Source organism: Desulfovibrio sp. OH1186_COT-070 (genome assembly GCF_003860215.1).
Taxonomy (GTDB): domain Bacteria; phylum Desulfobacterota; class Desulfovibrionia; order Desulfovibrionales; family Desulfovibrionaceae; genus Desulfovibrio.
In genome coordinates this window covers 1-14,356 of sequence record NZ_RQYH01000013.1, presented here as the reverse complement: position 1 = coordinate 14,356, position 14,356 = coordinate 1, and the positions used below count along the sequence as shown (strand labels likewise).

Genomic DNA, 14,356 nt, shown 5'->3' with positions numbered 1-14,356 from the left:
GAGCAACCGCTCCTTGCGGAGGCAGGGCAATGATTGTTGGCCTTGGCACGGACATTGTGGAGATACAGAGAATCCGTGCGGCCTATGAAAGGTTCGGGGAGCGTTTTCTCGAAAAAGTCCTCACCGGGCGGGAACGCGCCCTCCTGCCCTCTGCCCCTGTTCCGTACATTGCGGGCCGTTTCGCCGCCAAGGAGGCTGCGGTCAAGGCTCTGGGCACGGGCTTCAGCCTGGGCATCAGCTTGCAGCACATCGAAGTTCTGCCCACCCCTCTGGGGCAGCCGTGCCTGTACCTGCACGGCCCGGCGCAGGAGCGTGCCCGAAAACTTGGAATACGCACCCACCACATATCCATCAGCCATGACCGCACGTCAGCCGTGGCTGTCGTTTTGTTCGAGGGCTGAATGAGCGCGCTGACGGTTTTTCCTCCCCTGCCCCTGCCTGGGGAAATGCGTGCCTGGGATCAGGGCGCTGTGGATCTGGGGCTGCCCGAAGTGGTTCTGATGGAAAATGCGGCGCGGGCCGCCCTTGACGTGCTGCGTGGCTGTCAGCCGGAGCTTGCGGGCAGGCACGTCTGGCTTTTTATGGGCGGCGGCAACAACGGTGGGGATGCAGCCTGCCTGGCGCGCCACCTGCTTGATCAGGGTTGCATCCCATTGGTTTTGCACACAAAGCCCCTCAGGGCATACACGGGCGCGTGCGGCAGGCATGTGCGCCTGTCCCGGGCAGCAGGGGTTGCCTTCAGGCTGCTGCACCCGTCCGCCCTGCCAAGGGAAAACCCGCCAGACATGGTGATCGACGGTCTGCTGGGAACGGGCTTCAGTGGCACGTTGCGGGCGGATATTCTGGCGCACGTTCGCACCATCAATATGCTGGCGAAAAGAAGTTTTGTTCTGGCTCTTGACGCACCGTCCGGCCTGGACGGGCGCACGGGCCGCCCCAGCCCCGAAGCCGTGCGGGCTGCGGCCACGGTATGCTTTGCGGCGGGCAAGCCGGGGCTTTTGATGCCGCACGCCCGCCCCTGGACAGGCAGAGTGCATGTGCGGGACATCGGCATTCCCCGTTGTGTCCGGCAAAGCGCGCCGTGTTCCTGGTTTCTTGCTGACGGGCACTGTCTGAATGCTCTGGCCCCGCTCCCCGAAGAAAGCTACAAGCAAACCTTCGGGCATGTTCTCGTTGCGGGAGGAGTCCCCGATTATGAAGGGGCGGCGCACCTTGCCGCGCGCGCGGCCCTGCGCTGCGGCGCAGGGCTCGTCACCGCTGCGGCGCCTGCGGCGAGCCTGGGCAGCGTCAGGAACGGATGGGCCGAAATCATGACGCTGGAACTGCCGGGTTCTCCGCGCTGCTGGCCTTCGCATCTGCCTGCCTCTCTGGTGGACATGGCAAAAAAAAGTACGGCTCTGGTCATCGGCCCCGGAATGGGCAGAAGCCCCGAGGCCGCAAAATTTCTGGAGCTTGTGCTGGACATTCCCCATCGACCTCCCACGGTTTTCGATGCGGATGCCTTGGTACTTCTCTCCACCAGTCCCCGCCTTCTTGCCCGGATCACTTCTGAAGATGTGCTGACTCCCCATCCGGGGGAAGCGGCAGCCCTGCTGGGCGAAAGCACAGCGCAGATCCAGGCGGACAGACCGACGGCCTTGCGCCGTTTGTGCGGGCTCTGCAAGGGCGTTGTTATTCTGAAGGGAGCGGGAAGCCTTGTGGGGCAAAGCGCATCTTCCGTGCTGCTCTGCCCTTACGATATCCCCCAGCTTGCTGTGGGAGGCTCGGGCGATGTGCTGGCTGGCTGTGTAGGCGGCATATTGGCCTCAAGGGGTGCGCTGTTTCGGGAAAAATATTTTCTCCCCCCCGGCATATCCCGCGCCCAGGCTGCCGCCGGGGCGGCTGTGGCCCTGCACGCTCTGGCCGGGCTGTGGCTGGCATCCCGCTATCCTGTGCGGGGCAATACCCCTTCTGCCCTTGCCGACGCTCTCCCGCTGGTCATGGGTCAGTACGCGGCGGAACAAGATTGTGGAGACGAATTTCCATGGCCGTCATCGCACTAGAAAATCTTGCCGCCACGCAACGCCTTGGGCGCTTTCTGGCTGCCAGCGTGCAGCAGTATCCCGGCATGCATGTGCTGCTATTGCGCGGACCTCTGGGCAGCGGAAAAACCTCTCTCGTCCGGTCGCTGGTGGAGGCTCTCCCCAACGGAGATCAGGCGGAAGTGGCCAGCCCTTCTTTCACCCTGTGTCATTATTACCCCACTCTGCCCCCTGTGGCGCACCACGACCTGTACCGCACCCCCGAAAACCTGCCTGACGAACTTTTTGAAGGATTGGAAAATCCTGGTGTTCTGACCATCGTCGAATGGGCGGAATACCTCCTCTCCTTGTATACTCCGCAGCATTATCTGGACATTTTTCTGCAACCGTGTATTGAATACAGGCACTGCACAATACAGGCGCACGGAGTCCCGGCCGGGAAAGTCCTGCAGCGGCTGCATGATGTGTGGCCTGTGAAACCGCAGAAACCCTGAATGCGGCACGCGTAGCATGCTCGGGCAATGTACGCGTTGCCTCCGGAATTTGTGACATGCCCTGTCCCCTGCCGGGAATGCGTGGACAGGCAAGGACTGTGATATGAAGATACTGGTGCAGAAATTCGGCGGCACATCGGTTGCCACTCCGGAAAGCATGAAGCGCGTCCGCGAAAAGGTTCTGTCCGGGCTGGCGCAGGGATGCAAGGTTGTCGCCGTTCTTTCGGCCAGGGCAGGCGAAACCAACAAACTTCTGGCTCTTGCCGAAGAATGGTCTGCCTCCCCCGATCTGGCGGAAACTGATGCTCTTGTTTCCACGGGCGAGCAGGTATCCGTCAGCTTGTTCGCCATGATGCTCAAGGACGCCGGTATCCGGGCGCGTTCTCTGCTGGCCTGGCAGATTCCCATTGTCACGGATGACGATTTCGGCAATGCGCGCATACGTTCCATTGACAGCGCAATACTGAAAGACTGCCTCGCGGAATACGATGTGCTTGTTGTGGCCGGATTTCAGGGCCGCACTGCTGACGGCAGAATCACAACACTGGGCCGTGGCGGATCAGACACCTCTGCGGTGGCCCTGGCTGCGGTTCTCAACTCCGTGGAATGCGAAATCTATACTGATGTGGACGGTGTGTACACCACGGATCCCAATATCTGTTCCACAGCCCGCAAGATGGATCACATCGCGTATGAAGAAATGCTTGAGATGGCGAGCATGGGAGCAAAGGTTTTGCACATACGCTCTGTGGAGTTTGCCAAAAAATACAAGGTTCCCGTAAGGGTGCGTTCCACTTTCAGCAATGATCCCGGCACGCTTGTGACTCAGGAGGACTCACGGATGGAAGCTGTTCTTGTATCCGGCATCGCCTATGACAAAGATCAGGCCCGCGTCACGTTGCGCGACCTTCCTGATATTCCGGGCACCGCGGCGGCCGTATTCGGCCCTCTTTCCGAAAAAGGTATTCTGGTGGACATGATCGTGCAGAATACCAGCCTTGACGGGCGTACGGACATCACCTTCACCATCCCCCGCAAGGACCTGCGCCAGACGCTGGAAATCATGGAAGATGTCGCGCCCCGGACAGGTGCCTCGGAAGTGATCCATGATGTGAGCGTTGCCAAGGTTTCCGCCATCGGTGTGGGCATGCGCAACCATTCGGGTGTGGCGGCCAGGGCATTTTCCGCCCTGACCCAGGAAGGTATCAACATACTGATGATCAGCACCTCGGAAATCAAGATCACCATTCTCATTCAGGAAAAGTATGTCGAACTCGCTGTGCGCATCCTGCACGACGCCTTCGGCCTTGATTGGGATATTGACTGACGCTTCTGTTCCTCCGTGGCCGTTGTAGCGGGCAAATTCTCTCTGCGGCAACGGTCGACAAACCTCTTGTTTGACCATGTCCAGAGAAAAAATTGCCATCACTGATCTGCGGCCGGGAATGTACGTTGTGCGTCCGGATATTTCCTGGATAAAAGCCCCGCTGCTGTATATGGAAGAAGGTTTCATTTCCTCGGAGGAAGAAATTGCCGAAATCTACAGGCAGGGCTACCGCGAGGTCTACCATGACCCGTCCCGGATGAAATCGCCTGCCGGGGAAAATGAACCGGAAGAATTGCCTGCGGAGTCCACGGAAGCCTCCACGACACAGCAACCGACCGTGCCGCTGAATGAAGAAATGGGGCAGGCCCAAAGCATCTACGCCGACTCTTTCGATCTTGTAAAAAATTTCATGGAGTCATCGTCCATCGGCACTGCGGACATTGCAGCCTCCCAGCCGTATGTGGAGTCGATCATCGGCAGCCTTGACCGCAACGCCGATGCCCTGCTCTCTCTTGCGCAACTCAAGACTTCTGACGAATATACCTATACCCACTGCGTCAACGTGACCATTTTTGCGGTCGCATACGCGCATTTTCTCAACCTGCCCGAAGATGCCCTGCACCTTGTGGGACTGGCTGCCCTGTTTCATGATTACGGAAAGTCCGCGATTCCCTCCGAAGTGCTCAATGCTCCACGCCAGTTGACACCTGAAGAACTGACGCTCATGCGTTCGCATGTCCTGCTCGGATATGAGCGCCTCAAAAAGCTGCCGGGCATTGCCCCCGAAATTTTGCAAGGGGCGGTACAACATCACGAGCGTCATGACGGAACAGGCTATCCCCACAAACTTTCCGGCAAAAGAATCGGCGTTTTCGGCCGCATCATTTCCATCAGCGACAATTATGACGCACTTGTGGCCAAAAGGGTGTACAAACCCTCACTGGCACCCACGAAAGCGCTGGCCATCATGTACAAGATGCGGGGGCAGGCCTGGGCATCCGGCTGGGTAGAGCGGTTCATCAAGATGATGGGCGTTTACCCTGTGGGATCCACGGTGCTTCTTTCCACAGGAGAGTATGGCGTGGTGCATGCGGCCAACATGACATTCCCCACACAGCCGAAGGTGCTGGTCATCACGGACGCGCACGGACGCCCTGTTGCCGATACGCACGGCATCGATCTGTACAAATGCCCGGACGTAAGCATCACGCGCCCCCTCACCCACGCGGAGGACAAGGACATTGACGTGGAGGCATTTCTCTCCCTACCGTGCAATGCCTGACCAGAAAAAGAGCGCCCGGCGCAGATCTTCCACCGTTTCATACATCCACTTTGCACCGGCCTCTTCCAGTTCCCGGCGCGAACCGTAGCCGTACAATACGGCGGCACAATCCATCCCCAGTTCGTGCGCGCCGCACACGTCATATTTTCTGTCGCCCACCATCAGGCAATACTGCATATCATCTGCTCCGCACAGGGCACAGGCATGCCGCAAAACGTCCGGCTTGCTGTTGCGGGGGCCGGAAAGTTCCGCGCCAGCCACGTGGAGAAAGCAATCGGAAAGGGAAAAATGCTCCAGAATCCGGAGGGCAAAAACTTCGGGCTTGGATGTGGCAAGGCAGAGCCTGTGCCCTGTGCGGCAGAGCTCGCGCAACAGAGCCGCAATACCTTCATAAAGCTGGCATTCAAAAATGCCTGTTTCCGTGTAATATTCGCGATATTTTTGTTTTGCCAGTTCCACTTTTTCCGGTGAATGGGGAAAAATTTTTCCGAAAGAATCCTGCAAGGGAGGCCCGATGAACGGCAAAAGCTCTTCTTCTGTCATGGATATCCGGAAGGCCTGCAACGCATACTGCGCTGCACGCACAATGCCTGCCTTTGAGTCCGTGATGGTTCCGTCCAGATCGAAAAAAATATGTTTTTTCATGGCAGCCCGGGCTGTTTTGGCGCCTGACGCAGGAACACACTCCCGCTTCAGAAAAAACAGTGAAAAAATTTCTCTGAAGCGGGCTGTGTTTTTGCGGGGCTCTTTTGTGGCAGGTGCTTTTGTATTTTACGGCAGGGACGTCTGGAAAATTTCCACAGAGTTGCCGCCGGAACCTTCTCTGCCCTGCGACGTTACCGCCACATGACTTCCATCGGGATGCACGCCAAGGCCAACGGCAAAGGGAGATACGCGGGTCTTGCGCACAACGCGCCATGACGGGATGTCGATTTCCAGAAGCAGGGATGCCACGTTGACGGCAGCATAAAGTTTTTTTCCGTCAGGAGACACGGCTATCGTCCGTACGCCGCGGCCCACATGTATTTTTTCTCCCGCCGGACCCGCCACGCTTTTTCCTCCGGCGTTGGCAGCGGATTTGAGAAAGTTCGCAAGCAAAACCCGCCCGACAGTGCCTTCCTTGTGATTGCTGGCATAGAGGTATTTGCCTTCGGGATCAAGGGCGAGATGGCGCGGCGTGTTGCAAAAAGAGGAGAGAGAGCCGAGCAGCTTGCCTTCGGGCATGGCAAAGCAGCTTATGCCGCCGCCGCCCATGCGTCCCACCAGAAGGTGCTTGCTGTCCGGAGTAAAAACCGTTCCCCGCAGGCAAAAGCCGCAGTTGCGATCCCTGTCGCCGCGAATACCCGCGGTGGAGAGCTTGTACCCGACAACCAGTTGCCCGACATAGCGGAAGTCCTGGGGGTTGTCACTGCTGATGTCAATGATGCCAACGGTATTGTCCCCCCAATGCGTGATCGCTGCCAGAGTATTGTCGGGGGAAATGGCCACGACCTTGGGCAAGGGGCCGGTGGGCATGACGCGCACAATCGTGTTGCTCGCCGTTTCAATGATGGCTGTTGCCGAGGGGCTGGACGCATTGGCGTCAAAGCTTCTCCGGTAGTAGGGAATCCAGAGATATTTCCCCCCGTGCGAAAAAGCCGCCTCCACAGGTTTGCCCCAAAAGATGTTGGGATTGCCGCCGGCAGGTTTGCTGTAATACTGGTAGGAAAAAACCGTGTTCTCCCCCTGAAAAAGATGCCCGTCGGCAGGACCGAAGGCATGGCGGATAGCGGCAACCTGCTGGAGTTCGGGGAAGGAATAGACAAGAGTGAAGGAACTTTCCAGTGCATTGAGGTAGAGGCGGGTTCCGTCAGGGCTGAAATTGGCCGACTTCGGCGAAACCAGTTCGTCACACCGCACAGCTCCCTGGCGAACGCGCATGCCCCCGCGCGGAGCATATATTTGGCCGCTGCACATCATCTCCCCCTCCGGCAAAGCGGCCGTCTGCCCGGCATGCCCGTGCGGCAACCAGAAAAAAAGACAGACAAGCCCTGTAGCCAGAACGCAAAGTGTGTGCCTGCGCATGAGAGGTTCTTCCTTGTTTGTGGTTTTTGCAACGGGCCGCCCCTTGTTGCCTGCCAGCGCTCAGCGCACTGCATGCGCAGTGGTGTTGCCAGGCGGTTTTGGCAGGGCATGCCCTTCGCTGGTGCCTGATGTTTTCTGTCAAGCGGGGTGCACCCGTTATGGGAGAAGGTATGACCTCTTTATTCCTTACAATGTTTGGGCTAAAATGGCAAAGAGTTTGAAAGGACGAGAGTTTCACGCTTTCAATGAAAGCCGTACTTCAACCATATGAAATTCAAAACAAATTTTTTGAAAAATCATCATAAAGATGAATGTCTCGAAAGGACAGTCGTTGCCGGAGAAAAGACAGGCAACCATCTTCCCGCCTTGCGAGCCACTCCCGATTGTGCTACCAAGAAAAACTTTGCGAGAGTGGCGGAATTGGTATACGCACTGGATTTAGGATCCAGCGCCTCTGGCTTGGGGGTTCAACTCCCCCCTCTCGCACCAGGTACAATCTTCCAGAAAAGGAGTCCCTTGTGGAATATAGCGCAGAAGACATTTCGCCGGTCAAAAAAAAGGTCGTCATCACCACCGGCCCGCAGGAAGTTGAGGCGGCCATCATGGGAGCTGTGGCTCTCTACAAGAGTTCTGTACAGGTAGACGGCTTTCGCAAGGGAAAAGTTCCGGCATCGGTCATTGAACAGCGTTTTCGCGACAAGATTTACGAAGAAGCCCGTCAGGACTTGATCAATGTTCACATCAATGACGTCATGCAGCAGCTTGGCGTTGCGCCGCTTTCCGGCGTGGCCGTAGATGCGGACGCGCCTTTCCGGCGCGGCGGTGGCTATATCTATTCCATCGAATTCGAGGTGCTCCCCGCTTTTGATCTTCCGCCGTACGAAGGCCTGGAGGTGGAGCAGGAAAAAGTTGTTGTTGCTCCGGAAGAGGTGCAGAAAGTGATTGACCGCATCCTCCGTGACCGCGCGCAACTGGTTCCTGTGGACGGCAAGGCTCCCGCCGTGGACGGCCAGATAGCCACCATTGACTTTGAGGCCTTTGAAGACGGAAAGCCCGTGGAAGGCGTGCGGGCAGAAAATTTTGATCTGGCCCTTGGCGAACGTCAGGCGCTGGAAGAATTTGAAGCACTGGTCAAAACCGTGCCGTACGGCGAGGCAGGTGAGGGACAGATCAGCTTCCCCGAAGATTTTCTGGCCAAGGATCTGGCGGGAAAAACCGTGACCATGAAGGTCAGGGTACATGCCGTCAAGGAGCGCAGGCTGCCCGAACTCAATGATGATCTTGCCAAAAGTCTGGGCCTGGAAAACGTGGAGAAACTCAGGGAGTCCATCCTCAACAGCTATACCCAGAGCCGCACCAACCTGCACAAGAGCGCCGCGCAGAAAATTCTTCTGGATCGCCTGCTCAAGCTTGTGGATTTTGAGCTCCCCCCCAGCGTTGTGGAAACCCAGATGCGTACCCTGCTGGGCGATATGGCATCGCGGCTCGAACGTCAGGGGCGCAGCCTTGATTCTCTGGGAAAAAGTCTTGAGGATCTCCGCAAGGAAATGCAGCCGCAGGCAGACGAACTGGCGCGCGCCCAAGTGCTCCTGCTCTCCATCGCCAAAAAGGAAGGCCTTGAGGTCAGCGAAAACGAAGTATCCCTGCACCTGTATCGCCTGGCTATGGAAACTGGCGAAGATTTCAAGAGCCTGCGCGAAAGCTATGAGCGCTCGGGCATGATTTTTGTTTTGCGCGACCGGATGCTGGCTGACAAGGCGATGGATATGGTCTATGCCAAAGCCAGGGTCACGGAAGTAGAAGCAAAAACAGACGCCACCGCAACGGACGATGCGAGCGGGCAAGAGAAAAGCGACTGAAAAGGCGGACAGCGTCACAACGCAGAACAAAAAACCGCCCGTTTCTGACGCGGCGGTTTTGGCGCTCAAAAGGGGTTTTTCTGTCCCCTGGTGCCAGACATGCTTTGCACAGTACCCCGGTCGCACAATGCGCTTGCCGCAAAAAAACGGCCTGTGCATGCATGCTCCGTACAAAAGCACAATAACAGAAACAGAGCCTACAGGAGGGCTTATGGTAAGCGTTCCCTATGTCATCGAAACAACAGGACGCTCCGAGCGCGCCTATGATATTTACTCCCGCCTGCTCAAGGACCGCATCATCCTGCTCAGTTCGGAAGTGGACGATGTGGTGGCTTCGCTCATTTGCGCGCAACTGCTTTTTCTGGAATCACAGGACCCGGAAAAAGAGATCTATCTCTATATCAACTCGCCCGGCGGCAGCGTGACCGCCGGTCTTGCCATTTATGACACCATGCGCTTTGTCACTGCGCCGGTTTCCACCGTATGCATGGGACAGGCCGCCAGCATGGGAGCTTTTTTGCTAGCTGCCGGAACACCCGGCATGCGTTTTGCACTGCCCAACAGCCGGATCATGATTCACCAGCCTTCCGGCGGATATCGCGGTCAGGCTACGGATATTGAAATCCATGCCCGTGAGATCCTCCGCCTCAAGGAGCATCTCAACCACATGCTGGCAAAAAATACCGGGCGATCCTATGAAGAAATTGTGGCCGCAACGGAACGCGACAACTTTTTGACCTCCGAAGAAGCCAAAGATCTCGGCATTATTGACCGGGTTCTGGTTTCCCGCAATGAAATGACGCAACAAGCGGGCGAATGACATGGCGAAAGACAGCAAACGCGCAACGGAAAAACACCTGCACTGCTCCTTTTGCGGGCGCAGCGAGCTTGAAGTGCGCAATCTTATCGTACAGGACAACGCGAGTATTTGTGATCAGTGCGTCAAGGCGTGCACGGAAATCATTGCCCGTGATCATATGGAAAGCTCCGGCAACGAGGAAGGCCTGCTTTCTCCCCAGGAAATCAAGGATCGCCTGGATCAATATGTCATAGGACAGCACGAAGCAAAAAAAATCCTGGCTGTTGCCGTGCACAACCACTACAAGAGGGTCTTTTACGGCGATGCCCTGGGTGACGATGTTGAACTGGAAAAAAGCAATATTTTGCTGGTGGGGTCTTCAGGCAGCGGAAAAACGCTGCTGGCCAAAACCCTGGCGCGCGTTTTGCGCGTCCCCTTTGCCATTGCCGATGCAACCACATTGACCGAAGCCGGCTATGTGGGCGAAGATGTGGAAAACATTCTTGTGCAACTCCTGCAGAATGCCGACTACGATATTGAAGCCGCCAGCAAGGGCATCATCTATGTCGATGAAATCGACAAGATATCCCGCAAGGGGGACGGCCCGTCCATCACCCGCGATGTGTCGGGGGAAGGCGTCCAGCAGGCTCTGCTCAAGATCATTGAGGGCACGGAAGCCAATATTCCTCCCAAGGGAGGCCGCAAGCATCCGCAGCAGGAATTCATCCGCATGAACACGGGCAATATCCTGTTCATCATGGGGGGCGCTTTCGTGGGGCTGGACAAGATCGTGGCCTCGCGCATGAGCGGCGGAGGGATGGGCTTTGGCGCCAAAGTGCGCAGCAACAAGGAAATGCCCCTGGGCGAACTTCTGGACAAGGTGCATCCCCAGGATCTCATCAAATTTGGCCTGATTCCGGAATTTGTGGGGCGCATCCCCATCATCACCCATGTGGACGAACTGGACGAGGCTGATCTGGTGCGCATTCTCACGGAGCCCAAAAACGCTCTGGTGCGCCAATACCAGAAGCTGTTTGAAATGGAAAAGGTGGATTTGCGCTTTACGGCCAATGCCCTTAAAGCGATTGCGGCCAAAGCCATTGAGCGGAAAACCGGCGCGCGTGGCCTGCGCAACGTGATGGAGAGGACCATGCTGGACATCATGTTCAAGCTGCCCTCCCTGCCCGGAGTGCGCGAATGCCTCGTCAATCAGGCTGTTATCGACAAGGGGAAAGACCCTGTTCTGCTCTACGGCGAGCGCGAAGAAAAATCCTCTGCGGAGCCGACCCCGGCAGAAAAAAACAAGGCCTCATGAACACCGGCCTGCGCAACGGCAGTGCTTTGTCACTGCCAGATATTTTCCCGGCTGTCCGGGGATGCCCTGCTCCATGACCGCCGTGCTGCCGTAAGATTTTTTGAGGCGGCACTTTTGCACAAAAAAACTGTGGCGAAAATACGCCAATGGTTTTCAGTTCCGGAGAAAAATCTATGGCAGAAAATGCCGACACGGACGTTTTTCTGACCCTTCCCATCATGCCCCTGCGTGAAGTGGTCATGTTTCCCCGCTCCATCATGCCCCTGTTTGTGGGACGCGAAGCCTCCATAAAAGCCATCGAGGTGGCGCAGGCAAGCTACAGCAAACAGATATTCCTCGTTACCCAGCGTGAACCGGATCAGGAAAAACCCGAGGCCGACGACCTTGCCCCGGTGGGAGTTGTTTGCAAGGTTTTGCAGATGCTCCGCCTTCCGGACGGCACAATCAAGGTGCTTTTTGAGGGCATGTACCGTGCTGTATGGCAGGAACTGCATGAGGACGGACACTGCGCGCTGGCGAGCGTTCGCCGTTGCCGTGAAAACCGGAGCCGCCCTGAGGAGGGGCCTGCGCTGGTGCGCGCCACCCACGAGGCGCTTGAGGAGTACGGCAAAAACAACAAAAAGATTTCTCAGGAAGCCGTGCTTTCCATTCTGTCGCTTCAGGATCCCGGTGCCTTGGCGGACGCCGTGATGCCTCACCTGAAGGTCGATTACCGCAAAAAGCAGGAAGTTCTGGAGGCCGATGACATCACGGTGCGTCTGGAGTTGACCTACGAACTGTTGCAGGGAGAAGTCGCGCTTTCTTCCGTGGAAAAGCGCATCAAAAACCGCGTCAAGGTGCAGATGGAGCGTAACCAGCGCGAATATTACCTGAACGAACAGATCAAGGCCATCAACAAGGAAATGGGGCGCGACGACGATCCTCAGGCAGAACTTGAAGAAATCGAACAAAAGATCAAGGCCCGCGACATGCCTGACGAGGCCAGGGCAAAGGCGTTGGGCGAAGTTCGCAAGCTGCGCAGCATGTCGCCGTCTGCTGCCGAATACACGGTTGTACGCAACTATGTGGACTGGATTCTTGATTTGCCGTGGAATGACCTGAAACAGATTGACATCAATATTGAAAAAGCCCGCAATATCCTGGACGGCGAACACTTTGGGCTGGAAAAACCCAAAGAGCGTATTCTTGAATATCTGGCCGTGCAAAAATTGTCGCAAGGCCTGAAGGGGCCTATCCTCTGCTTTGTGGGGCCGCCCGGAGTGGGCAAGACATCGCTGGCAAAATCTGTTGCGCACGCCACAGGCCGCGATTTTGTTCGTCTTTCTCTGGGCGGAGTGCGTGACGAGGCAGAAATACGCGGCCACCGCCGTACCTACGTAGGGGCTTTGCCGGGAAAGATCATTCAGTCCCTGAAGCGGGTAAAATACAACAACCCTCTGTTCTGTCTGGATGAAATTGACAAAATGACTTCAGACTACCGGGGAGATCCGGCATCTGCCCTGCTGGAAGTTCTGGATCCTGAACAAAACAACACGTTCATGGATCACTACCTGGATCTCGAATACGATCTTTCCAAGGTGTTTTTCATCACCACCGCCAACTCGCTGCACACCATTCCCGCTGCCCTGCTGGACAGGATGGAAGTGATCGAACTGAACAGCTACCTTGAAACGGAAAAAAGACATATCGCGCGCCGTTTTCTGCTCCCGCGCCAGATAAGGGAACACGGGATACGGGAAAACAATATCCGTATTTCCGACAAGACCATCCTCGAAATCATCCGTTCCTACACGCGCGAAGCCGGTGTGCGCAATCTGGAGCGCGAAATTGCGGCCCTGTGCCGCAAAACGGCCATCCGCCTTGTGGAAAAAAATGATCTGGAGCAGTGCGTCACTGTTTCTTGTCAGAATCTGCCCGCCATGCTGGGGGTGAAAAAATTTCGCCATGGCGAACGCGAAGACGCTCCCCAAATCGGCGTTTGCACTGGCTTGGCCTATAACCAGCGCGGCGGAGAAATTCTCCTGGTGGAAACCAGCATCATGTCAGGCACAGGGCATGTGGTGACCACGGGGCAACTCGGCGATGTCATGACAGAGTCGGCCAAGGCGGCCCTCTCCTATGTACGTTCGCGTGCGGAGTTGCTGGGGCTTGATCCCCGTTTTCATCGCAAGGTGGACATTCATGTGCATGTCCCCTCGGGGGCGACTCCCAAGGATGGCCCTTCTGCGGGCATTACGCTGGCAACGTCCATCACGTCAGCCCTGCTGGGCATTCCTGTACGTAACGATGTGGCCATGACCGGAGAAATTTCTTTGCGCGGGCGCGTTCTGCCCATCGGCGGTCTGCGCGAGAAGCTGCTGGCCGCGCGCCGCAGCGGCATCACAAAGGTGCTTGTGCCGCAAGACAATGAAAAGGATCTCAAGGAGGTCCCCGCGGAGGTTTTGCGCGGTCTTGAGATCGTGTTTGTGGAGCATGTGGACGATGTTCTGCCGCAGGCATTGGCCGCGCGTGCGGAAGAAATTTTCTCCGGCCGTGCTTCTGCCTCTCCCCTTTGTCACTCCCTGCGCGCGGAAAAGCACAGCGATGACAGCCAGCCCGCGCAGTAGGTACTGCCCGGCACTTTTTCCACAGGCAGGATAGCATGCCCCTTGTGGACTTTTGCTGCAACAGTCGGCGGATTCCGCCTACTGCCGAAACAGCATGCGGCTCTTTGGGGCCGCATCTTTCCCGATGTGTTCGCTCTTTTCACCAGAGTTTTTCAGAGTATGCGCCCACGCCTCTGGTACGCCTGCGTGTTCTGGCCAGGCTCTGGGGCTTGGGAGGCATCTCTGTAAAGGACGAATCCCTTCGTTTCGGGCTTGACGCTTTCAAGGTGCTGGGATGCGCCTGGGCCACAGCGCGGTGCATAGCCTCCCGGCTTGGCATTTCCGCTGATGCCCTGACAGTAGAGGCAGTTTTCTCCGAAGAAGTCCGAAGCAGATTGGGCAACATCACGCTGGTGACGGCGACCGACGGCAATCACGGCCGGGCGCTGGCCTGGACAGCCCAGAAACTGGGGCTGGGTGCCGTGGTCTTTATGCCCAGGGGAGCCGCCCCCTTGTAATCTCCCCATTTGTGGTAGTGCTCAAAAGTAGAGCCTATGCCGCCCGTTTCAGTTTCATGGCCGGGGTGATACCACCGATGCCCATATGGGGC

General features: G+C 57.0%; 12 protein-coding genes and 1 tRNA gene. 11 read left to right on the top strand and 2 right to left on the bottom strand.

Going from position 1 to position 14,356, the window contains the following annotated elements; genetic code table 11:
• The first annotated feature begins 29 nt into the window (after positions 1-29).
• From EII23_RS06240 to EII23_RS06220, 5 genes are all read left to right on the top strand, one after another.
• Positions 30-401, top strand: coding sequence for a holo-[acyl-carrier-protein] synthase (locus tag EII23_RS06240; protein WP_124792533.1), 372 nt, complete (start codon positions 30-32; stop codon positions 399-401).
• A complete protein-coding gene (locus tag EII23_RS06235; RefSeq protein WP_124792532.1) occupies positions 402-2,042 on the top strand; it encodes an NAD(P)H-hydrate dehydratase in 1,641 nt (546 codons plus the stop codon).
• Positions 2,024-2,515 carry a tRNA (adenosine(37)-N6)-threonylcarbamoyltransferase complex ATPase subunit type 1 TsaE gene (gene tsaE, locus EII23_RS06230; protein WP_124792531.1) on the top strand — a complete coding sequence of 164 codons (492 nt, stop codon included), beginning with the start codon at positions 2,024-2,026 and terminating at the stop codon, positions 2,513-2,515. The genes EII23_RS06235 and tsaE overlap by 19 nt, the downstream gene beginning before the upstream one ends.
• A 103-nt stretch (positions 2,516-2,618) precedes the next feature.
• Positions 2,619-3,842 carry an aspartate kinase gene (locus EII23_RS06225; RefSeq protein WP_124792530.1) on the top strand — a complete coding sequence of 408 codons (1,224 nt, stop codon included), beginning with the start codon at positions 2,619-2,621 and terminating at the stop codon, positions 3,840-3,842.
• A gap of 76 nt (positions 3,843-3,918) precedes the next feature.
• Positions 3,919-5,124: an HD-GYP domain-containing protein gene (locus EII23_RS06220; protein WP_124792529.1), complete on the top strand. Its 1,206-nt coding sequence runs from the start codon at positions 3,919-3,921 to the stop codon at positions 5,122-5,124.
• Here the strand turns inward: EII23_RS06220 and EII23_RS06215 are convergent.
• Together EII23_RS06215 and EII23_RS06210 are read right to left on the bottom strand one after the other, a co-directional pair.
• Positions 5,107-5,769 carry an HAD hydrolase-like protein gene (locus tag EII23_RS06215; RefSeq protein WP_124792528.1) on the bottom strand — a complete coding sequence of 221 codons (663 nt, stop codon included), beginning with the start codon at positions 5,767-5,769 and terminating at the stop codon, positions 5,107-5,109. The genes EII23_RS06220 and EII23_RS06215 overlap by 18 nt on opposite strands.
• A 126-nt stretch (positions 5,770-5,895) precedes the next feature.
• Entirely contained in the window at positions 5,896-7,188 is a 1,293-nt protein-coding gene (locus EII23_RS06210) for a YncE family protein (protein ID WP_124792527.1), read from the bottom strand.
• Positions 7,189-7,593: 405 nt separating this feature from the next.
• Between EII23_RS06210 and EII23_RS06205 the strand changes: the two genes are divergently transcribed.
• The 6 genes from EII23_RS06205 to EII23_RS06180 all read left to right on the top strand — a co-directional run bounded on the left by EII23_RS06205 (position 7,594) and on the right by EII23_RS06180 (position 14,264).
• A tRNA-Leu gene (locus EII23_RS06205) sits at positions 7,594-7,677 on the top strand.
• Between the two features lie 29 nt (positions 7,678-7,706).
• Positions 7,707-9,047, top strand: coding sequence for a trigger factor (gene tig / locus EII23_RS06200; RefSeq protein WP_124792526.1), 1,341 nt, complete (start codon positions 7,707-7,709; stop codon positions 9,045-9,047).
• Positions 9,048-9,258: 211 nt separating this feature from the next.
• On the top strand, positions 9,259-9,867 hold the full coding sequence (clpP, locus tag EII23_RS06195) for an ATP-dependent Clp endopeptidase proteolytic subunit ClpP (protein ID WP_124792525.1): 609 nt from the start codon (positions 9,259-9,261) through the stop codon (positions 9,865-9,867).
• A 1-nt stretch (position 9,868) separates the two neighbouring features.
• On the top strand, positions 9,869-11,161 hold the full coding sequence (gene clpX, locus EII23_RS06190; protein WP_124792524.1) for an ATP-dependent Clp protease ATP-binding subunit ClpX: 1,293 nt from the start codon (positions 9,869-9,871) through the stop codon (positions 11,159-11,161).
• Positions 11,162-11,334: 173 nt separating this feature from the next.
• Entirely contained in the window at positions 11,335-13,767 is a 2,433-nt protein-coding gene (lon, locus tag EII23_RS06185) for an endopeptidase La (RefSeq protein WP_124792523.1), read from the top strand.
• A 35-nt stretch (positions 13,768-13,802) separates the two neighbouring features.
• Positions 13,803-14,264, top strand: coding sequence for a pyridoxal-phosphate dependent enzyme (locus tag EII23_RS06180; RefSeq protein WP_124792522.1), 462 nt, complete (start codon positions 13,803-13,805; stop codon positions 14,262-14,264).
• Positions 14,265-14,356 lie beyond the last annotated feature (92 nt).